The sequence below is a fragment of the Bradyrhizobium sp. DOA9 genome (assembly GCF_000617845.2).
In the GTDB taxonomy this organism is placed as follows: domain Bacteria; phylum Pseudomonadota; class Alphaproteobacteria; order Rhizobiales; family Xanthobacteraceae; genus Bradyrhizobium.
Genome location: NZ_DF820425.1, coordinates 1624296 through 1645754 on the forward strand (window position 1 = coordinate 1624296; position 21459 = coordinate 1645754).

A 21459-nucleotide genomic window follows, 5' to 3' on the forward strand; every position below is an offset into this window, starting at 1 on the left:
GATACGGACCCGGACCCCTCGCAAATTCCGTACCAGAAGCCTACGTCGGCATTTTGCGGTGCAATATACGCGATCTTGCGTATGCGTGCGCTGCATAAATTCGAGCCATCCTCACGGGCACCAATCGCGTGGTCTCGAACAAAAGTGGGGTGCTCATGTCAGACGAAGCAAACAAAGGCCTGTTGTCGCCGCTACGGCGCAAATTGTTGATGGGGATGGCGGCCGTCCCTGCCATCACGATGCTGCCGCGGGCGTCCTTTGCGCAGGCCCCGGCGACCTCGGCGGTCAATACCACGGGTCTGGCCGTCACCGACACCGAGGTCACGGTCGGCATCCTGCATTCGGCGACCGGCACCATGGCGATCTCCGAAACCGGCTCGATCCAGGCCGAAAAGCTCGCGATCGAGCAGATCAACGCGGCCGGCGGCGTGCTCGGCCGCAAGATCAAGTTCATCCAGGAGGACGGCGCATCGGACTGGCCGACCTTCGCCGAGAAGGCGAAGAAGCTGCTCGTGAACGACAAGGTTGCAGCGATCATGGGCTGCTGGACCTCGGCCTCGCGCAAGGCGGTGCTGCCGGTGGTCGAGCAGTATAACGGCATGCTCTACTACCCGACCTTCTACGAAGGCCTCGAGCAGTCCAAGAACGTGATCTACACCGGCCAGGAAGCGACCCAGCAGATTCTGGCGGGCCTCAACTGGATCGCCAAGGAGAAGGGCGCAAAGTCGTTCTTCTTCATCGGCTCGGACTACATCTGGCCGCGCACCTCGAACAAGATCGCGCGCAAGCATGTCGAGAACGTGCTGAAGGGCAAGGTCGTCGGCGAGGAGTACTACGCGCTCGGCTCGACGCAGTTCAACTCGGTGATCAACAAGATCAAGCTGACCAAGCCGGACGTGATCTTCACCGACGTCGTCGGCGGTTCCAACGTCGCCTTCTACAAGCAGCTCAAGGCGGCCGGCGTCGACCTCGCCAAGCAGCCGCTGCTCACGATCTCGGTGACCGAGGACGAGATCGACGGCATCGGCGGTGAGAACATTGCGGGCGCCTATGCCTGCATGAAGTACTTCCAGTCGCTCGACAATGCGAACAACAAGGCCTTCGTCTCCGCGTTCAAGAAGATGTGGGGCGAGAAAACCGTGATCGGAGACGTCACCCAGGCTGCCTATCTCGGCCCCTGGCTGTGGAAGCTGACGGTCGAGAAGGCCGGCTCCTTCGACGTCGACAAGATCGCGGCGGCTTCGCCCGGCGTCGAGTTCAAGGGTGCGCCGGAAGGCTATGTGCGCATCCACGAGAACCATCACCTTTGGTCGAAGACCCGCGTCGGCCGCGCCAAGCTCGATGGCCAGTTCGAGTTGATCTACGAGACCGCCGATCTCGTCGAGCCGGATCCGTTCCCGAAGGGCTACCAGTAAGAAGCGGCGCCCGTCGCACTTTCCCTCAAGGCCAAACCGCTCCCTGGCGTGGATCGCAAGTCCATGCCTCAAGACCCCGCGTCGCGAACCTGCTCGCGACGCGGGACCCTTTCCGACGGAGGACATGGATGTTCGGCGACTATTCGATTGGCGACCTCGGCTCGATCTTCGTCATGCAGGGGTTTGCCGGACTGATCCTGTTCTCCGTCTACGTCCTGATGGCGCTCGGCCTTGCGATCATCTTCGGCCAGATGGGCGTCATCAACATGGCCCATGGCGAGTTCATGATCCTCGGGGCCTACGTCACCTGGATGACCTCCAATCTCTTCCAGGCCTATTTGCCGAGCCTGTTCAGCGGCTACTTCTTCCTTGCCATGATATTGGCCTTCCTCGCGTCCGGCGCGCTGGGCATGCTGGTGGAATGGGTGCTGATACGGCACCTCTACAAGCGCCCGCTCGATACGCTGCTCGCGACCTGGGGCCTCAGCCTGATGCTGCAGCAGGCCTATCGCTCGGTGTTCGGCGCGCGCGAGGTCGGCGTCGAGCTGCCGCAATGGATGCTCGGTTCGCTCCACGTCACTGATAGCATCGAGGTGCCGATCAACGGCGTCTTCGTGATGTGCCTCACCGTGCTGATCACCATCTCCGTCGCTTATGTTCTCTATATGTCGCGCTGGGGCCGCCAGGTACGTGCGGTCGTGCAGAACCGCATCATGGCCGGTGCGGTCGGCATCAACACCGAGAAAGTCGATCGCTACACTTACGGCCTCGGCTGCGGCATCGCCGGTGTCGCCGGCAGCGCCTTCACCATGATCGGCTCGACCGGGCCGACGTCGGGCCAGCTCTACATCGTCGACACATTTTTGGTCGTCGTGTTCGGCGGCGCCGCCAGCCTGCTCGGCACCATCGCTTCCGCGTTCTCGATCTCGCAGACGCAATCGACGCTCGAGTTCTTCATGTCGGGCTCGATGGCCAAGGTGCTCACGCTGCTCGCGGTCGTCGGCATCCTGATGCTGCGCCCGCAGGGTCTGTTCGCCCTCAAGGTCCGCAAATAATCTGGAAGCAGGCAAGTCATGGTCATCAACTCACGCTTCTTCAATCGATCCGAGCTCATGGGCTTCATTGCGCTCGCCGCCGTGCTGTTCGTGATCCTGCCGCTGACGCTGGACGTGTTCCGCCTCAACCTGGTTGCGAAATACCTGACCTACGCCTTTGTCGCGCTCGGCCTCGTGCTGTGCTGGGGTTATGGCGGCATCCTGAGCCTGGGGCAGGGCGTGTTCTTCGGCCTCGGCGGCTATTGCATGGCGATGTTCCTCAAGCTCGAGGCCTCCAGCGTCGAGAACACCAAGATCCAGTCGACGCCCGGCATCCCCGATTTCATGGACTGGAATCAGATCACGGCGCTACCGCTGTTCTGGCAGCCGTTTCACAGCCTCACCTTCACCATCCTCGCCATCATCCTGGTCCCCGGCCTGTTCGCCCTGATCATCGGCACCGCGATGTTCAAGCGCCGCGTCGGCGGCACATACTTCGCCATCATCACCCAGGCCGTCGCCGCCATCCTCACCATCCTGATCGTGGGACAGCAGGGCTATACCGGCGGCATCAACGGCATGACCGATCTGCGCACGCTCAAGGGTTGGGACATCCGGCCCGACCACGCCAAGATCATCCTGTACTTCGTCGAGGTGGTGCTGCTGTTTGCCTGCATCGGCATCGCGCAGTTCATCCGCCTGACCAAGCTCGGTCGCATCCTGGTGGCGATGCGCGAGCAGGAGGACCGCGTCCGCTTCTCCGGCTACAGCGTCGCCAATTTCAAGATCTTCGCCTTCTGCATGGCCGCGGTTTTCGCCGCAATCGGCGGCGCCATGTTCGCGCTCAATGTCGGTTTCATGTCGCCGTCCTTCGTCGGCATCGTGCCGTCGATCGAGATGGTGATCTACACCGCGGTCGGCGGGCGCATGTCGATCTTCGGCGCGATCTGGGGCGCCATCCTGGTCAATTTCGCCAAGACCAGCCTGTCGGAATCCTTCCCGCAACTCTGGCTGTTCGGCCTCGGCGCGCTGTTCATCGCGGTCGTGCTTGCCTTCCCGAACGGTCTGTCCGGGCTCTGGGCTGATTACGTGCAGCCGCGCATCGACCGGCTGTTCGCCTCGCGCAAGGCGAAGGCGGGCTGGACCGACAATTCCGTCGCCGACGGCGCGCCGGCAGAGTGAGGGGGTAGATCATGCTCATCGGTCATCAGCCCAAGGACTTCCTGCTCGCGGTCTCCGGCCTCACCGTCTCGTTCGACGGGTTCAAGGCGGTCAACGATCTCTCCTTCTATGTCGAGGAGAACGAGATTCGCGTCATCATCGGCCCCAACGGCGCCGGCAAGACCACGGTGCTCGACCTGATCTGCGGCAAGACCAAGGCGACCTCGGGCTCGATTCAGTTTCGTGGCAAGGAGCTCACGAAAATGAAGGAGAACGAGATCGTGCAGACCGGCGTCGGGCGCAAGTTCCAGACGCCGTCCGTATTCGAGGATCTCACCGTGTTCGAAAACCTCGAGATCTCGTTCCCGCGCGGCCGCACCGTGTTCGGCTCGTTGACCTTTCAGCGCGACCAATTGGTGAAGGACCGGGTCGAGGAGGTCGCGGAGATGATCTTCCTCAAGGACAAGCTCAACACCTATGCCGATGAGCTCAGCCACGGACAGAAGCAGTGGCTCGAGATCGGCATGCTGCTGATCCAGGATCCGGACCTGTTGATGCTCGACGAGCCGGTCGCCGGCATGAGCGTCTCCGAGCGCGCCAAGACCGCCGAGCTGCTCAACCGCATCATCAAGAACCGATCGGTGCTGGTGATCGAGCACGACATGAAGTTCGTCGAGGACATCGCGCACAAGGTCACCGTGCTGCATCAGGGCCAGATCCTCTCGGAAGGGACCATGGAGAAAGTCAAGAACGATCCCAAGGTCATTGAAGTGTACCTGGGGCATTGACGGATGGCGATTAAGTGGCAAGCACGCGCGGCGATCTCCGTCCACCTCTCCCATAGGGAGAGGTCGAATTGCGTAGCAATTCGGGTGAGGGGTTTCTCTCCCTCGTCGGACCTGCGCCCCCTCACCCGGCGCTACGCGCCGACCTCTCCCCGGTGGGGAGAGGTGACGAAGCACCGAGCCTAGGAGCACGCTGATGCTGGCTATTTCCGATCTCCACGTCGCCTACGGCCAGAGCGAGGTGCTGCACGGGCTCAACGTCAAGGTCGCGGCGAACGAGATCGTCGCGATCATGGGCCGCAACGGCATGGGCAAGACCACGCTGATGAAGTCGCTGATGGGCATCCTGCCGGCCAAAAGCGGCTCGGTGAGCATGGACGGCGCCGAGCTCGGCAACCTCAAGAGCTTCGAGCGCGTCGCCAAGGGCCTCGCCTATGTGCCGCAGGGCCGCATGATCTTCTCCACCATGACGGTGAAGGAGAACATCGAGACCGGGCTCGTCGTGTCGGGCGGGTCCGAGGTGCCTGACGACATCTACGAGCTGTTTCCGGTGCTCTTGGAGATGAAAGGCCGCCGCGGCGGCAATCTCTCCGGCGGCCAGCAGCAGCAACTCGCGATCGCGCGCGCGCTCGCCACCAAGCCGAAGGTGCTGCTGCTGGACGAGCCGACCGAAGGCATCCAGCCCTCCATCATCAAGGAGATGGCGCGCACGCTCAAGCGCATCCGCGACGAGAAGGGGCTCTCGATCGTCGTCTCCGAGCAGGTGCTGAGCTTCGCGCTCGACATCGCGGACCGCGTGCTGGTGATCGAGAACGGCGAGATCGTGCGCGACGATCCGCGCGATGCCGTCGATGCCGCCCAGGTCTCGAAATATCTGTCCGTTTAACCAACTGTGTAAAAGGGGAGCATCTCGATGCCAGAGACACTGATCAAGGTCGATCTCACCAAGTCGGCTTACGACAATGACATGGTGCATAACCGCTGGCACCCCGACATCCCGATCGTGGCCTGGGTCAATCCCGGCGACGATTTCATCATCGAGACCTATGACTGGACCGGTGGTTTCATCAAGAACAACGATTCCGCCGACGACGTGCGCGACATCGACCTGTCGATCGTGCATTTCCTGTCCGGCCCGATCGGCGTCAAGGGCGCCGAGCCTGGCGATCTTCTGGTCGTCGACCTGCTCGACGTCGGTCCGCTCAAGGAGAGCCTGTGGGGCTTCAACGGCTTCTTCTCCAAGCAGAATGGCGGCGGCTTCCTCACCGATCATTTTCCGCTGGCGCAGAAGTCGATCTGGGACATCAAGGGTCTCTACACCTCGTCGCGCCACGTGCCCGGCGTTAACTTTGCCGGCCTGATCCATCCCGGCCTGATCGGGTGTCTGCCCGATCCGAAGATGCTGGATACCTGGAACAAGCGCGAGGCCGAGCTGATCTCGACCAACCCGACCCGCGTGCCCGGTTTGGCCAATCCGCCGTTCGCGCCGACCGCCCATGGCGGCCGCGCCAAGGGCGATGTGAAGGCCAAGATCGGCGCCGAAGGCGCGCGCACCGTGCCGCCGCGCGAGCATGGCGGCAATTGCGACATCAAGGATCTCTCGCGCGGCTCGAAGATCTACTTCCCGGTCTATGTCCCCGGCGGCGGTCTCTCCATGGGCGACCTGCACTTCAGCCAGGGCGACGGTGAGATCACCTTCTGCGGCGCGATCGAGATGGCCGGCTGGCTGCACCTGAAAGTCGAGGTGATCAAGGACGGCGTCGCCAAGTACGGCATCAAGAACCCGATCTTCAAGCCGTCGCCGATCACGCCGAACTACAAGGACTATCTGATCTTCGAAGGCATCTCGGTCGACGAGGCCGGCAAGCAGCATTATCTCGACGTCCACATCGCCTATCGCCAGGCCTGTCTCAACGCCATCGAGTACCTGAAGAAGTTCGGCTATTCCGGCGCCCAGGCCTATTCGATCCTCGGTACCGCGCCGTGCCAGGGCCACATCTCGGGCGTCGTCGACGTGCCCAACGCCTGCGCCACGCTGTGGCTGCCGACCGAGATCTTCGATTTCGACGTGATGCCGTCGGCGGCAGGTCCCATCAAGCACATCACTGGCGACATCCAGATGCCGATCTCGCCGGACAAATGACGCCGCGCCCCCTCTCCCCGTTCTCACGGGGAGAGGGCTGGGGTGAGGGGCTGTCTCCCCGCGAACGGGTAGCGAGTTGTGAACAAGCAGCAGCGTAGGTGATGCGATGCCGGTCTACGAATATCTCTGTGACGATTGCGGTCCCTTCAAGGACCTGCGCCCGATGGCGGAATGCGACGATCCTCAAAGCTGCCCACACTGCGAGACCATGGCGCCCCGCGTGATCCTGACCGCGCCGAACTTCTTCTGCATGCCGGCGGACAAGCGCAAGGCGCACGCCGTCAACGAGCGCAGCACCCACGCGCCGCAGACGCTGGCGCAATACAAGGCCTCGCACGGCCCGGGCTGCGGCTGCTGCTCATCGGGCAAGACCGTGAAGGACAAGAGCCCGACCGACAGGAAAAAGCCCGCGCGGCTGATGACCAAGACCAGGAGCGGTGCCAAGGGCTTTCCGACCGCGCGCCCCTGGATGATCAGCCACTAATTCACGCCTCCCACGAATAGAGACAGGAGCGCTCCACATGCTTCACGGTGATATCTCCAGCAGCAACGACACCGTCGGCGTCGCGGTGGTCAACTACAAGATGCCCCGCCTGCACACCAAGGCCGAGGTGCTCGATAACGCCCGCAAGATCGCCGACATGGTCGAGGCAATGACCCGCGCGACGCCGGGCACCGATGAATGTCCGATCGATGGCATTCCGAATGGATTGGCGGCGTCCAACTCCTGGCGATCGCCGGCAGGACAGGTTGAGCGGAGCTGGCCGCGGGGATGATCGGCCATCGATGTGAAGGGCGGTCCATATGCATCGACTGCCTGAGGCGTCGGTGCATGCGCGGAATGGGAAATGGCATTCCGCAAACCGTGGCGCGGTTGCAACATGGACCGTTGAATCGGCCCAAGACGCAGCCCGTTTGGCGGATTCTCGATACACCGTAGTTCTACTGGCCGTTCTCATGGCCTAAGTTCCACCGGGCGCCGCTGGGAGCGGCCGGGGTAAGGGGAATAGCGTGAGGGCTTGGTTGCCATCGAGCGGGCTGGGTTGCTCGCGTCGGAGTAACATGGCCATTGGTGCGGCATTCGGGGTGAGCCTCGCTTTGGGCGCGGCTGTCGTGACGACCCCGGCCGGAGCTCAGCAATATTTCAATGGATCGCAGACCACACCGAACGGTGCCGTCAATGGCGGCGGCGGCGTTTGGGACGCCACCACCAGCAACTGGACGGATTTCTCCGGCTCGATCAGCACCGCCTACGATCCGTTCTCGGCCGGAACGATGTTCGGCAGCAGCGGCCCTTCGATGCCGGCAACGGGTGGAACGGTCACGGTCACGCCGAGCGGCGTGCAGCTGACCAGTCTCGTCGGCTTCGACCTCACCGGCGACGGCTCGATCTATACGATTCAGGGCGGCGACCTCAGGCTGGCCCCCGGCGGCACCACGTTCGTCACCAGCGATGTCACGGGGACCGGGGATCCGTCGGCGGCGATCGTCTCGCGCATCACCGGCGTTGGCGGCATCACGGTGCAGGGGCCTGGTCTCCTGGCGCTGCTCGGCGCCAACACCTATAGCGGCGGCACCTTCATCTGCAATTGCGGCTCGCTGCAGCTCGGCGACGCGACCCATGCCGCCAGCATCATTGGCGCTGTCACCAACGAGGGCCTCTTCAGCGTCGTCAATGCCGACACGTCGGGGATCAATTCGATCCAAAACGCCTTCTCCGGCACGACGCTGTTTCTCAACGCCAGCTCCGCCAGCTCGATCGCGATCACCAATAACGGCCAGCTGTATTTCGGCGATCCCAACCTGGGAGGTTCCGACACGGCGACGGCTGGTCGAGCGACCATCGTCAATGACGGCGGCTTGGTCGGCTTCTTCGCACGGACCAATGCCGGCGCGGCCAACATCACCAACCAGAACGGCGGCGGCACCACCTTTCTCGAACAGGCCTCGGCGGGCTCGGCAACGATCGTGAACAAGGATTTCAGCGGGACCATATTCGGCTCGCTGGCCGGCTCCGATACGGCGAGCGCCGGCAATGCAACCATCATCAATGAAGCCGATGGTCTCACCAATTTCGGCGCGTTCACGACCGCCGGCAATGCCACGATCATCACCAAGGACGGCGGCAAGACCGAGTTCTTCGACAATTCGACCGGCGGCAATGCCCGCTTCATCACCACCGGAACAGGCATCGTCGATTTCGGGGTCAGCATTGGCCCGAACGGCGACGGCCGCATCACCGCGGGTTCGATCGAAGGCAGCGGCTTCTATTATATCGGCGGCGGCAATACGCTCACGGTGGGGAGCAACAACCGCTCGACCGAAGTCAGCGGCGTCATCGGCGATTACGATCCCTGCGGTTGCGGCCCTGCTGGACCGGGCTCGCTGGAGAAGGTCGGCAGCGGCACGCTGATCCTCTCGGGCACGAACACCTATACCGGCACGACCACCGTGAACGGTGGCATCCTGCGGGTCGACGGCAACATCTCGCAGTCGAGCCTCACCACCGTGAACGCGGGCGGCGCGCTGTTCGGCGCGGGGATCGTCGGCAATACAATGATCGCCAATGGCGGCATCTATGCGCCCGGCGATGGCGGGCCGGGCTCGAGCATGTGGGTTCAAGGCGACCTCGCCTTCCAGTCCGGTGCGCTGTACCTCGTTCAGGTCGGCAGCGGATCCACTGCGAGCTTCGCCAACGTCTTCGGCAACGTCACCCTGAACGGCAATGTCGGCGTCTCGCTCTACGCCGGCAGCACGATATTGCCCCAGTACACGATCATGCAGTTTTCCGGCGCCGCAATCGGCAATTTTGCCGGTGTTGCCGCGCCCGGTGGTCTTATCGGAACGACCAGCGTCGATCCCAGCGGCACTGTCTATCTCAATTTCACGCTCGACTATGGTGCGAAATACGCACTCGACATCAACCAGAAGAACGTCGCCACCACGCTTCAGAATTTCTTCAACGCCAATGGCTCTCTGCGCGCCGAATTCGCGGGCCTTGGTCCCAATGGCCTGACGCAAGCCTCCGGCGAGTCCGCGACAGGCTCGCAGCAGACGACGTTCAACGCGATGAACCTGTTCCTCGGCCTGCTCACCGATGTCTACAATTCGGGACGGAGCGGCATGTCGGGTGCGGTGCCATATGCCGATGATGCGAGCGCCAATGCCTATGCCGCACGCCGCAAGGACGCCCGCGACGCCTTCGCCTCGATCCACCGCAAGGCGCCGGGGGCGACCTTCGAGCAGCGCTGGGACGTGTGGGCGGCCGGCTATGGCGGCTCGCAGACCACCGACGGCCGCGCTGCTCTCGGCTCGAACGACACCACTAGCAGCGTCTACGGCACGGCCGTCGGTCTCGACTACCGCGTCTCGCCGTCCACCATGGCCGGTTTCGCGCTTGCCGGCGGCGGCACCAGCTTCGGCGTTGGCGGCCTCGGCTGGGGCCGATCCGATCTGTTCCAGGCCGGCGCCTTCGTGCGTCACACCGCTGGTCCCGCCTATGTCACGGCGGCGCTGGCCTATGGCTGGCAGGATGTCACCACCAATCGCATCGTCACCGCCGCCGGGTTCGACCAGCTGCGCGCCCAGTTCAATACCAACGCGTTTTCAGGCCGCGTCGAGGGCGGCTATCGCTACGCCATGCAATGGGTCGGCATCACACCCTATGCCGCGCTCCAGGCCACCATGTTCAGCCTTCCATCCTATGCAGAGTCGGCCGTGGTCGGCAGCAACGTCTTCGCGCTCAACTATGCCGCCAAGGACGTAACCAGCACCCGCTCCGAGCTCGGCCTGCGCGCGGACCGCTCCTTTGCCGCGGCCGGCGGCCTGATGACCCTGCGCGGCCGTCTCGCCTGGGCGCACGATTACAATCCGGACCGCACGGTCGGTGCGGTGTTCCAGGCGCTGCCGGGATCGGCCTTCGTCGTGAACGGCGCCGCGCAGGCGCGCGACTCGGCGCTGACCACGGCATCGGCGCAGATAAACTGGATGAACGGCTGGTCCGCGTCGACGACCTTCGAGGGCGAGTTCTCGAACGTCACGCGCGCCTATGCCGGCAAGGGTCTCGTGCGCTACGCATGGTAAGCGCGATTGATCGGCCAGGACGGGATTGCCATCCTCCCCTGGAGGGGGAGGATCGGTTCGCATGCAGCGAAGCGGAATGCGAACCGAGGTGGGGTGACGGTCTATCCGCAGTTCACACTGCCCGCGTTGAGAGATCACCCCCCCGTCTCGCAACGCTATCGCGCTGCGAGCCGACCCTCCCCCTCCAGGGGAGGGTAAGGAAGAGCGCTACCGCTTCTTCTGCTCGGGCTGGCGCGGGGGCCGCGGCGGCGCCGGCGTGCCGCTCATCTTGTTGGCGGCCTCGCTGACGTCGAGCAGCGAACGGCGAATGTCTTCGAGATAGGCCGCCGACTTCTTCTTCATGGTGCCGGCGAGCTCGTGCAGCCCCTGGATCTTCTCGAACAGCTCGTCGGCCTTGCCGTCGACGAAGCCCGGCACCGCGCCTTCGATCTTCCCGACCGCCTTGTCGAAGCCCGCAAACGCGCTGTCGACCTTGGCCATGACGGAATCGATCTCGCCGCCCTTGCTCCTGAGGTCGGCGGTATAGGTCTCGAACGTGTGTAGGCCTTCCTTGATTGCCGGGGCGTTGTTCACGATGGTGCGGTCGACGCTGTGCAGGGTTTCGACGATGGTTTCGGCGTCGCTGAGATCGGCCGTCAGCACCGGGATGCCGTCCGCGTCCAGCGGCACCGGCGGTGCGGAGGGGACGCCGCCGATCAGCGAGATCGCGGCGATGCCGGTGAGCCCCTGGAACTCGATGCCGGCGACGGTGTCCTTGCGGATCGGCGCGGAATTGTCGAGCATGACGAGCGCCACGATCCTGCGCGGGCTTTCCAGCTTGATCGACAGGATCTGACCGGCGGGCACGCCGTCGAAATTGACCGGTCCGCCGCGGCGCAGGCCGTTGGCGGAGCCGCCCTCGAACACCACGCGCAACTGGCTGCGGCTCTGGATGGTGCGCCATTTCTGCACGCCGAGCAGGCCGCCGAACGCCACGGCGATCGCGGCCAGCATTGCCGTTCCGATCACAAGATTGCTCGCGCGTGCCATGAGGCTCAGTTTAGGGCCAAAGCGGGATGGTTGGAAGAAGGCCGCGATGCTAACTGAGCCGGGTTAACGACTTGTCCGCCGAAGCTCGCAGAGCGAAGGCGGAAGCGTAACCCACCACTTTCGCCTCAGCAGTCGTGTAAATTGGCGGATGACGCTGGCGCTAATCCGCCCTACTACCCGCCCGCCTGGCCGCAGCGTTGTTCAGCACGATCAGGGCATCGACGGCGACGCCGGTCCTGGTGTTGATCAGGAACGGGTTGATGTCGATCGAGGCGATCCGATCGCCCGCATCCGCGATCAGGTTGGACAGCCCGACCAGCGCCTTGACCACTGATGCCTCGTGCAGGGCCGGCTTGCCGCGATAGCCGCGCAGCTTGATGCCGGCCTTGGTGCGGCCGATCAGGAGCCGTGCTTCGCTCTCGTCGAGCGGCGCGCCGGCAAGCGCGACGTCCTTCATCAGCTCGATGTCGATGCCGCCGGTGCCGAACAGCACGACCGGCCCCATCTCGGCATCGAGCGAGGCGCCGACGACGAGCTCGAGCTCGGCCTTGACCTGCTGTGCGATCAGGATGCCGTCGAGCTTCGGTCTGCCCTTGAGCTTCGCCACGCGCGCGGTGATGTCGGCGAACGCCTTCTTCACCTCGGCTGCGCTGTTGAGGTTCAGCACCACGCCGCCGATGTCGGACTTGTGCAGGATCTCCGCGCTGACGAGTTTTGCCACGACCGGAAAGCCGATCTGCTTGGCAATCTTCACGGCGTCCGCCGCGGTCGTTGCGATCGCCTCCTTCGAGATCGGAATGCTATAGGCCTTCAGCAGCTTCTTCGAGGCGACCTCGTCGAGCGCGGCACCTCGCGCCGAATTCAACGTCTTCTCCAGCACGGCGCGCGCGGCGGGCTTCGAGCTCGAGGCGATATCGGGCACTTCCTTGCGCAGTCTCGCGTAGGCGAGCAGCGACTTGATCGCGGTCACCGCGCGGTCCATGCCCTGCATCACCGCGAGATGCGGCAGCGACTTTCGCAAGTCCTTGGTGTAGTCGGTGAAGCCGATCGACATCGCGCTGATATAGATCACCGGCTTGCCCGCCTTGCTCGCCATCTCGTTGACGATGCGCAAGTTGCGCTCGCGCAGCTCGTGCGGCGCCTTCGGCAGCTCGGCGTCGACGATGACGATGTCGATATCGGGGTCGTCGATCATCAGCTTGATCGACTTCATGTAGACGGAGGGATCGACCACCGCGGCAAAGCCGGCGTCGAGCGGGTTGCCGACGATCGAGCCGGGGCCGAGCATCTTCGCCAGCTCCGCGCTGACATGCGGGCTCAGCGGCGCAAAGTTCAGGCCCGCGGCATAGAAGGCGTCGATCAGCATGCCGCGCTTGCCGCCGGACAGCGTCACGGCGGCGAGCCGGTCGCCTTTGGGCAAGCCGGCGTGGACGAAGCACTCGGTGGTCTCGATCAATTCGTCGAGGCCGCCGACCCGGATCACCCCTTCGCGCGTCGCGATCGCGTCGAACGTCTCGATCGAGCCGGCGAGCGCGCCGGTATGCGCCATCGCCGCGGCGCGGCCGCCTTCGGAGGCGCCGAGCTTGAGCGCGATCACGGGCTTGCTCGCCGCGCGCGCCGCCTTGCAGGCGTCGCGGAAGGCCTTGGTGTTGCGCACGCCTTCGAGGTAGACGACGATCACCCTGATGCTCGGATCCTCGGCGAAATAGCGCATCAGGTCAGGCGTCTCGAGCCCGGCCTCGTTGCCCGTGGTCACCATGTAGCCGACACCGACGCCGCGGTCTTCCAGCGCCTGGCGGATCGCCATGACGATGGCGCCGGACTGGCCGGCGATCGCCACCGCGCCCTGGTCCATGGTGACGATGCGATCGTCGATATTGGTGAAGAGCTTTTCCCCGGCGCTGAGATTGCCGAGGCAGTTCGGGCCGGTGACGGCAAGCCCCGTCTCGCGCACCGCCGCCTGCAATTCGGCAGCGAGCTTCTGGCTTTCGTCATCCTGCAACTCGCTGAAGCCGGAGGTGACGATGGTGGCCGATCGCGCGCCGGCCGCAGCGGCATCGCGGATCACCTGCACGGCAAAGCGCGCCGGCACCAGCACCAGGACGTGATCGGGCTTTTCGGGAAGGCTCGCAAAATCCTTGTAGCAGGGAACGCCCCAGACGGTGTCGCGCTTGGCGTTGACCGGATAAAGCCCACCCTCGTAGCCGTACTTGATCAGATTGTTCCAGATGCGCTCGGCATAATTGCCGGGCTTGTCGGTCGCGCCCACCAGCACGATGTTGTGCGGGTGCAGCATGGCATGGATGCCCTTGACGACGTCTCCCGCATCAGGCGGCGGAGACCAGGGGCGCTGAGAGACGGACCCGGCAGGCACCTGAGCTTCCATGGCGTGACCTCACCTGTTGTTCTTGTTTGGTGTCGCGTCACTCTGTTCTATGGCGAGTCCTTTGGCAACTGCGCGGCTGGTATGCCGTGTGGTGGAATGAAGCGTGCATCGGTGTGTTGTCGACCCAGTGGGCGATCTATTCGTCGGCTTCAATCAATGTCGCATGCAGGATGTAGCGCTCGGGGCCGGATGTGACGGCATCGAATGGCCAGCAGGTCGCGAGAACAAGCTCGAAACCCTGTGCCGCGGTGTCGATTCCCGATGCATCGAAGCGAACCACGGCCGAGGAATCCGCGCGATAGCGAAAGTGTCGACCGTCACTGCGCGTGACGTCGATGACGTCACCCATGGCAACATCCCTCAGGAAACGAAAATGCGTGTCGCGATGCGCGGCATAGACGGCAATCCCGCGTTCGCCCGCATCAGCCGTGTGCTGGATATGGCCGGGTCCGAAAGCAAGCGCCTGGCCGCTCGTGCCTTCCAGCACGATCGCGCTGGCACCGATCCGCTTCACCTCGATCCGCGCGACCGGCCAGGTGTCGGCCCATGACCAGGGCTTCACCGCGACGCCCGTCGCAATGCTGCGGTCGAAAGCGCGCTCCAGCAGCACCTGCGCCAGCCACGCCTTGGCGTGGATATAGGCGCCGTCGCTGAACAGGATGAGGCCGACAAGCGCGAGGACCAGCGGAGAGATGAAGCGGGGCATTGTGTTTCGTCTCCCGTCATTGCGAGCGAAGCGAAGCAATCCAGACTGTCTCCGCGGCGGCAGTCTGGATTGCTTCGTCGCTTCGCTCCTCGCAATGACGATCAAAAAAGGCGCGCGCGGCCGTTGAAGGGGACGGGCAGCCGCGCGCGCTAACAGAGGAGTTCGGGGGGCTCCTCTCTCAAGCGGCGTCGGTGAGCAAGGTCCGACGCCGGTTGAACACGGACAGGATCAAGGCGAGCACGATCAGGATGAAACCCGCGATCATCTTCAGCTCGGCCGAGGTCGCGGTCTTGGGCAGACGGATCGCGTCGGGCGCAGCAGGCGCCGGCCTTCGCGTCGTCGGCTGATTGCGCGCATCGGCGTGACGTTCGCGCAGCTGTGTCGGCGTCAGTTGCGGCCGTTCGCCAAACACTTTCTCGAACTCCCATCCCGCGGGCAGGTTGAGCGGCAGCTCACTGAGCTTCAGCGGCGCGCCCTCGGGCCGGCTCGGCGTCTTGTCGACTGCGACGAGGCTGGTCAGCCGCGTGACGATCTGATGGTCGAGTGCCAGCGCCAGGATCGCCTTGTCGGAGTCTTCTTGTGTCATCTCGCGCAGGGTGCGCGCCACCTCCGCATCGGCAATCTTGCGCCGGGCCCAGAGCTTTGACAGGCCCTTGCCTTCGGCGGCATTTTGCAGCGGCAGCGTCATCGACCACGGGCGGTCGCCGACGCGGCCCTTGATCTCGAGTGAGCCTGCAAGCTTGTCGAGCCTGGCCGCCAGCACCAGGGGCTCATCGCGATAGACGTCGGGAATGATCGCCGGGGTGACGTCGGCATTGGCTTCGGAAAACCTTGCGGTGAGGCCGGTCACGGCCGGATTTTCCAGCCTGGCGAACAGGCCGCGCATGCGCTCCTCCACCTGCTCGACGGAGCCGATATGGGTGAAGGCGCCGCGGCCGAGCTCGGCGGCGCGGGTCATCAGATAGGTGTTGGGCGCCGATCCGATGCCGACCATGAAGACGCGCGAGCGGCCGCGCATCGTCGTGATCGCATCGAACAATTGCTGCTCGTTGCCGATCGCGCCGTCGGTCAGGAACACGATTTGGCGGACCATGCCGGTGTCGCCGAGCTTGTCGGTCAGCGCCGCACGCATCGCCGGCACCATCTCGGTGCCCCCGCGCGCCTGCAAGGCCCCGACGAACGAAGTCGCCTCGCCGACATGCGCGGCATCGGCCGGCACGGCGGCCGGAAACAGCATGTCCATGGTGTCGTCGAAGCGGATCACGTTGAAGCGATCATTCGGCTGCAGGCGGCCGAGGGCGTAGAGCAGGCTCGCCTTGGCCTGCACGATGGAGGTGCCGCCCATCGAGCCGGAATTGTCGATCACGAACACGACCTCGCGCGGCAGCGGCTTCTGCGCCCCTTGCTCGGCGCTCGGCGGGGTGACGAAGGCGAGCAAATAATCGGCATCGCCGACATGCTCGCGGAACAGGCCGACCGCTGGGGCTTTCTCCGCAGCCGGCTTCCAGGTCAGCTCGAAGTCACGGTCCGCGGGCACGACGCCTTCGGCGAGCGTCACCACGCGCGTCATGTTGTCCGGGCTTTCCGTCCTGACGGTGTGATGGTGGCTCTTGACCTCGCCGAGCGCGAAGCCGGCCTGCAGGCGGACCGTGATACTGGTCGGATTGACCGGCGCATTCCGGGCCGGGTCCAGCACAGGCGGCGAGATGCGGTCACGATCCGGCACCGGGTCCGACGTCGCCGCGCCCCAGCCCGAGCCATCCTTGCGGAAGTCGACGCTCTGGACGATCGGCGCCGGATTGTAGCGCGGGGCGACCACCAGCGGCAGGCGCAACGAATATTCATTGCCGGCTTGATGCACCGGCTCCTGGTACTCGATCTGCACCAGCACGGTTTCGCCGGGGCCGATATTGGCGACCGAGTTGGTGAAGATGTTCGGCCGTTCCTGCTCCGTGAGCGCGGCCTTCTGGCCGGCGCGGCGCGCCTCCTCGTAGATCACGCGCGCCTGCTGCCGCTCCTTGATGTCGCCGATGATGACGCGGTCGCCGACCACCATCTTCAGCGTGTCGACGGCGCCGCCGGCCGCGAGCGGATAGACGTAGGTGGCCTCGACCCAATCCTTGCTCGGGTTGCGGAATGCTTGCGTGACGCGGGCGCGCAAGGTCGGGCCCGACACCGTGATGTCGATATCGGTCCCGAGGCGGATCGCCTCCGTGGTGGCGTCGTCCTGCTTCAGCAGCAGGCTGCCCGACCGTGCCTCGCCGGGCTGGAGCAGGCCGGCCTGTTCGGTCGTTGCCGACCAGCTCGCCCCGAAACTCACCAGCAGGGCCAGGAAGGCGACCAGCATCACCGCGATGCCCTGTGCGAGAAGGAACAGTCCGACCTTGATGAGGCGGCTCAACAGCTTGTGGTCGTCGCTATCGGCCGTGTCGTAGGCGTCCATTTGGCTTGCTCCCGAAGCATGTTTGCTGGTCCCCAGCATCCGCCTGCGGGGCGCCGTTTCGCGAGCAGAATGATCGGCAATGTTCCGCCGCGGCCGGCCCCGGCTCGCTTGAGCCGCGGCGGTCATGTGCGGTTTTGTGCTGGTTTGTCCGCCCTGCTAGAGTGACCGGCCTGGAGCAGGGCTGACGATGCAGACGCAGGACAAACTCACCGACAAGCAGCTTTCGGACGAGCAGAGCCGCGAGATCGCCGAGACCATTCGCGAGGAGCTCGCCAGGCGCCGGATCTCCCGGCAGACGCTGGCCGAGCAGGCCAAGCTCAGCCTGTCGACGCTGGAAAAGGTGCTCGGCGGCCGCCGGCCTTTCACGCTGGCGACGACGGTCCGGCTGGAGCAGGCGCTCGGCGTCTCCTTGCGCAAGAGTGTCGTCGTGGCGACGCCTCCGGCCGCAAACGACGTCGCGCCCGACAGCCTCGGCTCCTATGCCCATCGCGCGGTGACCTGGCTCGAGGACGTCTACATCACCCTGCGGCCGTCGTTCGGCGACAAGGACGCGATCTTCGCCTATCGCACCGAGATCGCCTGGGAGCCGAAAGTCTCGTCGCTTGTCTTTCGCGAGGGCGAGCGGACCGATGCCGCCTACGAGCATACCGGCGAGGTCGCCGTTCCGCATCAGTCCGGCTTCATCTACCTCGTCATCATCAAGCACGGCCAGCACCGCGTGATCACGGTGTCGCGGCCGACGGTATCCGGTGAGATGTACGGCATCATCTCGACGCTGCGCGCCGGCCCCGGCTCTCAGCTCACGCCGATCGCCGCGCCGATCGCCTATGTGCCGCTCAGGAATATTCCAAAACCTTCCTTGGGCCGGGTTGCGCCCGAGGATCCCAACCACGCCTTGTATCGAAAGCACTTGCGCCGGACGGTGGAAGAGCCGTTTGCGCTGTTTCTGACGTTGTGACCCAGGATAAGACGGTCACGCTCGTGCTGCCTCGCTCGAAGCGTCCGCGGCGATCAGCCACTCCGCGCAAGTGAATGGCAATTCTTCCAGCCATGCTGGTCGGGACGAATCCGCCTCGAGGCAAGTCTTACGATGAAGAGCCCGTTCTATACCGCCGAGCACGACGCGTTCCGCGACGTGATGCGGCGCTTCGTCGACAAGGAGATCGCGCCCTTCGCCCATGACTGGGACGAAGCCGGCGAATTCCCGCGCGAGCTCTATCGCAAGGCGGCGGGAATCGGCCTGCTGGGACTCGGCTTCCCGGAAGACTATGGCGGCATCGCCGCCGACCAGTTCATGAAGATCGTGGCGAGCCAGGAGCTTGCGCGCGCCGGCGCGGGCGGCGTCAGCGCCAGCCTGATGAGCCATACCATCGGCTCGCCGCCGATCGCGCGCGCGGCGCGTCCCGAGGTGAAGGCGCGGGTGCTGCCGCAGGTGCTGGCCGGCGAGAAGATCTCCGCGCTGGCGATCACCGAGCCGGGCGGCGGCTCGGATGTCGCAAATCTGCGCACCCGCGCGCGGCGCGACGGCGATCACTACGTCGTCAGCGGCGAGAAGACCTTCATCACGTCGGGCATGCGCGCCGATTATCTGACCGTTGCGGTGCGGACCGGCGGCGAGGGCGCCGGCGGCGTCAGCCTGCTCCTGATCGAGGGCGACACGCCCGGCCTGTCCAGGACCAAGCTGAAGAAGATGGGCTGGTGGGCTTCCGATACCGCGACGCTGCATTTCGACGCATGCCGCGTGCCCGCCGAGAACCTGATCGGCGAGGAGGGCCAGGGCTTCAAGATCATCATGCAGAACTTCAACAGCGAGCGGATGGGCATGGCCGCGAGCTGCACCGCGTTCGCGCGGGTCTGCCTCGACGAGGCCATTGCCTATGCCAGGGAGCGCAAGACCTTCGGCAAGCCGCTCGCCCAGCATCAGGTCATCCGCCACAAGATCGTCGACATGGCGCAGAAGGTGGCGGCCTCGCAAGCGATGCTGGAGATGCTGGCCTGGCGGCTCGAGCAGGGCGAAAGTCCTGTCGCCGAAATCTGCATGATGAAGAACCAGGCGACGCAGACCATGGCGTTCTGCGCCTCCGAGGCCGTGCAGATCTTCGGCGGCGCCGGTTTCATGCGCGGCATCAAGGCCGAGCGCATCTACCGCGAGGTCAAGGTCAACGCCATCGGCGGCGGCACCGAGGAGATCATGAAGGATCTGGCGTCGCGGCAGATGGGGTTGTGATGGATACCGTCATTCCGGGGCGACGCGGAGCGTCGAGCCCGGAATCCATCGGGCTCCAGACTTCGCAGAGGAATGGATTCCGGGCTCGCGCTCCGCGCGCCCCGGAATGACGAGAGGACAAAATGCTATTCACCGCCGACCACGACGACATCCGCCGCTCCCTACAAAAATTCATCGCGGGCGAGATCAATCCTCACGTCGATGAATGGGAGAAGGCCGACATCTTCCCGGCGCACGAGCTGTTCAAGAAGATGGGCAGCCTGGGCTTCCTCGGCCTGAACAAGCCGGTCGAATTCGGCGGCTCGGGCCTCGATTATTCCTACGCGCTGATGATGGCCGAAGAGCTGGGCGCCATCACTTGCGGCGGCGTGCCGATGGCGATCGGGGTGCAGACCGACATGGCAACGCCGGCATTGGCCCGCTTCGGCTCGGACGAGGTCCGGCGCGAATTCCTTAGCCCCTCGATCTCCGGTGACTACGTCGCCTGCATCGGCGTCTCCGAGCCGGGCGCAGGCTCGGATGTCGCCTCGATCAAGACGAGTGCGCGCTCCGACGGCGACGATTACGTCATCAATGGCGGCAAGATGTGGATCACCAACGGCACCCAGGCCGACTGGATTTGCCTGCTCGCCAACACCGGCGACGGTCCCGTTCACCGCAACAAGTCGCTGATCTGCGTGCCCATGAAGAGCAAGGGCGTCACCGTCGCCCGCAAGCTCGACAAGATGGGCATGCGCTCCTCCGACACCGCGCAGATCTTCTTCGACAATGTCCGCGTGCCCAAGCGCAACCGGATCGGCGAGGAGGGCCAGGGTTTCACCTACCAGATGATCCAGTTCCAGGAGGAGCGCTTGTGGGGTGCGGCCGCCTGTCTCAAGGCGCACGAATACATCATCGCGCAGACCATCGAATACACGCGCAACCGCAAAGCGTTCGGCAAGTCGATCCTCGACAACCAAGTCGTGCACTTCAAGCTGGCGGAGATGCAGACCGAGGTCGAGCTGTTGCGCGCGCTGATCTATCGCGCCGGCGAGCAGCTGGTCGCCGGCGAGGATGTGACGCGGCTTGCGACCATGGCCAAGCTGAAGGCCGGCCGGTTGGGGCGCGAGCTCACCGACGCCTGCTTGCAATATTGGGGCGGAATGGGCTTTACCAACGAGACGCCGGTCAGCCGCGCCTATCGCGACAGCCGCCTGACCTCGATCGGCGGCGGCGCCGACGAGGTCATGCTGATGGTCTTGTGCAAGATGATGGGCACGCTGCCGGGCAGCAAAGGGAATGCATCATGATCACGCTCTATCATTGCGACGCCGCGCGCTCGTTCCGTCCGCTCTGGATGCTGGAGGAGATGGGACTGCCCTATGACTTGAAGATGCTGCCGTTCCCGCCGCGCGTCTTCGCCAAGGATTATCTCGCGCTCAATCCGCTCGGCACCATTCCCTTCATGATCGACGGCGAAACCAGGATGACGGAATCCTCCGGCATCTGCCATTACCTCGGCGTCAAATACGGCCCGACGCCGTTGATGGTCGGCCCCGAGGATCCCGCTTATGGCGCGTTCCTGAACTGGATGTACTTCAGCGACGCCACGTTAACCTTCCCGCAAACGCTGGTGCTGAGATACACCCAGCTCGAGCCGGAGGAGCGCCGCAACCCGCAGGTCGCCACCGACTACGCGAAATGGTTTCTGGGGAGACTGCGCGCCGTTGAGGCAGCGACGGCGAATGCCGAAACATTGTGCGCGGGCCGTTTCACCGCCGCCGACGTCGTCATCGGTTACGCGCTTCGGCTCGCGAGCAATATCGGGCTTGCCAAGGATTTCGGGCCAAACGTCGCAGCCTATTGGGCGCGCCTGCAGCAGCGCGAGGGCTTCAGGCGGGCGGTTGCTGCGGAGCAAAAGGCCGGGGAAGAGCAGAATGTCGCTCCAAGGGTGAGGGCGTAAGTTCCGGGCGCTGCGCGCGCACTATGTCTTTTGACAGCGCTACCCTCTCGTGACAGCGCCCAAATTTCGGCTAAGGTGCCTCCGTCCGCAGCGGCCAGAGAGCCG

16 protein-coding genes and 1 pseudogene are annotated in these 21459 nt (G+C 64.5%); 13 read left to right on the plus strand and 4 right to left on the minus strand.

Annotated features, from left to right (window positions below):
• Positions 1-155 precede the first annotated feature (155 nt).
• From urtA to BDOA9_RS07540, 9 genes and pseudogenes are all read left to right on the plus strand, one after another.
• Positions 156-1415, plus strand: coding sequence for an urea ABC transporter substrate-binding protein (gene urtA, locus BDOA9_RS07500; protein ID WP_025033323.1), 1260 nt, complete (start codon positions 156-158; stop codon positions 1413-1415).
• Positions 1416-1543: 128 nt separating this feature from the next.
• Positions 1544-2470, plus strand: coding sequence for an urea ABC transporter permease subunit UrtB (urtB, locus tag BDOA9_RS07505; protein ID WP_025033324.1), 927 nt, complete (start codon positions 1544-1546; stop codon positions 2468-2470).
• 18 nt (positions 2471-2488) lie between these two features.
• Positions 2489-3631: an urea ABC transporter permease subunit UrtC gene (gene urtC / locus BDOA9_RS07510; RefSeq protein ID WP_025033325.1), complete on the plus strand. Its 1143-nt coding sequence runs from the start codon at positions 2489-2491 to the stop codon at positions 3629-3631.
• A gap of 11 nt (positions 3632-3642) precedes the next feature.
• Positions 3643-4398 (plus strand): urea ABC transporter ATP-binding protein UrtD, encoded by a 756-nt coding sequence (urtD, locus tag BDOA9_RS07515; RefSeq protein WP_025033326.1) that lies wholly within the window; start codon positions 3643-3645, stop codon positions 4396-4398.
• Between the two features lie 193 nt (positions 4399-4591).
• Positions 4592-5281: an urea ABC transporter ATP-binding subunit UrtE gene (gene urtE, locus BDOA9_RS07520; RefSeq protein WP_025033327.1), complete on the plus strand. Its 690-nt coding sequence runs from the start codon at positions 4592-4594 to the stop codon at positions 5279-5281.
• Between the two features lie 27 nt (positions 5282-5308).
• Positions 5309-6538, plus strand: a complete 1230-nt coding sequence (fmdA, locus tag BDOA9_RS07525; protein ID WP_025033328.1) for a formamidase — start codon at positions 5309-5311, stop codon at positions 6536-6538.
• A 106-nt stretch (positions 6539-6644) separates the two neighbouring features.
• Positions 6645-7022, plus strand: a complete 378-nt coding sequence (locus BDOA9_RS07530; protein WP_025033329.1) for an FmdB family zinc ribbon protein — start codon at positions 6645-6647, stop codon at positions 7020-7022.
• Between the two features lie 37 nt (positions 7023-7059).
• Positions 7060-7218: pseudogene (gene amiE / locus BDOA9_RS37730) on the plus strand (aliphatic amidase); the annotation flags it as partial.
• 382 nt (positions 7219-7600) lie between these two features.
• Entirely contained in the window at positions 7601-10621 is a 3021-nt protein-coding gene (locus BDOA9_RS07540) for an autotransporter outer membrane beta-barrel domain-containing protein (RefSeq protein ID WP_244521455.1), read from the plus strand.
• A gap of 207 nt (positions 10622-10828) precedes the next feature.
• Here BDOA9_RS07540 and BDOA9_RS07545 read toward each other — a convergent pair whose 3' ends face one another.
• The 4 genes from BDOA9_RS07545 to BDOA9_RS07560 all read right to left on the minus strand — a co-directional run bounded on the left by BDOA9_RS07545 (position 10829) and on the right by BDOA9_RS07560 (position 17185).
• The gene (locus tag BDOA9_RS07545; RefSeq protein ID WP_025033332.1) at positions 10829-11650 is read right to left on the minus strand and encodes an MlaD family protein; all 822 of its coding nucleotides are present in this window, start codon (positions 11648-11650) and stop codon (positions 10829-10831) included.
• Positions 11651-11810: 160 nt separating this feature from the next.
• Positions 11811-14036 carry an acetate--CoA ligase family protein gene (locus BDOA9_RS07550; RefSeq protein WP_025033333.1) on the minus strand — a complete coding sequence of 742 codons (2226 nt, stop codon included), beginning with the start codon at positions 14034-14036 and terminating at the stop codon, positions 11811-11813.
• Positions 14037-14172: 136 nt separating this feature from the next.
• A complete protein-coding gene (locus BDOA9_RS07555; RefSeq protein WP_025033334.1) occupies positions 14173-14742 on the minus strand; it encodes a class GN sortase in 570 nt (189 codons plus the stop codon).
• Positions 14743-14920: 178 nt separating this feature from the next.
• The gene (locus BDOA9_RS07560) at positions 14921-17185 is read right to left on the minus strand and encodes a marine proteobacterial sortase target protein (protein WP_025033335.1); all 2265 of its coding nucleotides are present in this window, start codon (positions 17183-17185) and stop codon (positions 14921-14923) included.
• Positions 17186-17372: 187 nt separating this feature from the next.
• Here BDOA9_RS07560 and BDOA9_RS07565 point away from each other — a divergent pair, with 187 nt between their 5' ends.
• The 4 genes from BDOA9_RS07565 to BDOA9_RS07580 all read left to right on the plus strand — a co-directional run bounded on the left by BDOA9_RS07565 (position 17373) and on the right by BDOA9_RS07580 (position 21354).
• A complete protein-coding gene (locus tag BDOA9_RS07565) occupies positions 17373-18143 on the plus strand; it encodes a helix-turn-helix domain-containing protein (protein WP_025033336.1) in 771 nt (256 codons plus the stop codon).
• Between the two features lie 132 nt (positions 18144-18275).
• The gene (locus BDOA9_RS07570) at positions 18276-19412 is read left to right on the plus strand and encodes an acyl-CoA dehydrogenase family protein (protein ID WP_025033337.1); all 1137 of its coding nucleotides are present in this window, start codon (positions 18276-18278) and stop codon (positions 19410-19412) included.
• A 122-nt stretch (positions 19413-19534) separates the two neighbouring features.
• On the plus strand, positions 19535-20701 hold the full coding sequence (locus tag BDOA9_RS07575; RefSeq protein ID WP_025033338.1) for an acyl-CoA dehydrogenase family protein: 1167 nt from the start codon (positions 19535-19537) through the stop codon (positions 20699-20701).
• On the plus strand, positions 20698-21354 hold the full coding sequence (locus tag BDOA9_RS07580) for a glutathione S-transferase family protein (RefSeq protein ID WP_025033339.1): 657 nt from the start codon (positions 20698-20700) through the stop codon (positions 21352-21354). The genes BDOA9_RS07575 and BDOA9_RS07580 overlap by 4 nt, the downstream gene beginning before the upstream one ends.
• Positions 21355-21459: the final 105 nt, after the last annotated feature.

Coding starts and splice junctions, on each gene's coding strand:
- urtA (WP_025033323.1), top strand. CDS start 156: ATGTCAGACGAAGCAAACAAAGGCCTGTTGTCGCCGCTACGGCGCAAA.
- urtB (WP_025033324.1), top strand. CDS start 1,544: ATGTTCGGCGACTATTCGATTGGCGACCTCGGCTCGATCTTCGTCATG.
- urtC (WP_025033325.1), top strand. CDS start 2,489: ATGGTCATCAACTCACGCTTCTTCAATCGATCCGAGCTCATGGGCTTC.
- urtD (WP_025033326.1), top strand. CDS start 3,643: ATGCTCATCGGTCATCAGCCCAAGGACTTCCTGCTCGCGGTCTCCGGC.
- urtE (WP_025033327.1), top strand. CDS start 4,592: ATGCTGGCTATTTCCGATCTCCACGTCGCCTACGGCCAGAGCGAGGTG.
- fmdA (WP_025033328.1), top strand. CDS start 5,309: ATGCCAGAGACACTGATCAAGGTCGATCTCACCAAGTCGGCTTACGAC.
- BDOA9_RS07530 (WP_025033329.1), top strand. CDS start 6,645: ATGCCGGTCTACGAATATCTCTGTGACGATTGCGGTCCCTTCAAGGAC.
- BDOA9_RS07540 (WP_244521455.1), top strand. CDS start 7,601: ATGGCCATTGGTGCGGCATTCGGGGTGAGCCTCGCTTTGGGCGCGGCT.
- BDOA9_RS07545 (WP_025033332.1), bottom strand. CDS start 11,650: ATGGCACGCGCGAGCAATCTTGTGATCGGAACGGCAATGCTGGCCGCG.
- BDOA9_RS07550 (WP_025033333.1), bottom strand. CDS start 14,036: ATGGAAGCTCAGGTGCCTGCCGGGTCCGTCTCTCAGCGCCCCTGGTCT.
- BDOA9_RS07555 (WP_025033334.1), bottom strand. CDS start 14,742: ATGCCCCGCTTCATCTCTCCGCTGGTCCTCGCGCTTGTCGGCCTCATC.
- BDOA9_RS07560 (WP_025033335.1), bottom strand. CDS start 17,185: ATGGACGCCTACGACACGGCCGATAGCGACGACCACAAGCTGTTGAGC.
- BDOA9_RS07565 (WP_025033336.1), top strand. CDS start 17,373: ATGCAGACGCAGGACAAACTCACCGACAAGCAGCTTTCGGACGAGCAG.
- BDOA9_RS07570 (WP_025033337.1), top strand. CDS start 18,276: ATGAAGAGCCCGTTCTATACCGCCGAGCACGACGCGTTCCGCGACGTG.
- BDOA9_RS07575 (WP_025033338.1), top strand. CDS start 19,535: ATGCTATTCACCGCCGACCACGACGACATCCGCCGCTCCCTACAAAAA.
- BDOA9_RS07580 (WP_025033339.1), top strand. CDS start 20,698: ATGATCACGCTCTATCATTGCGACGCCGCGCGCTCGTTCCGTCCGCTC.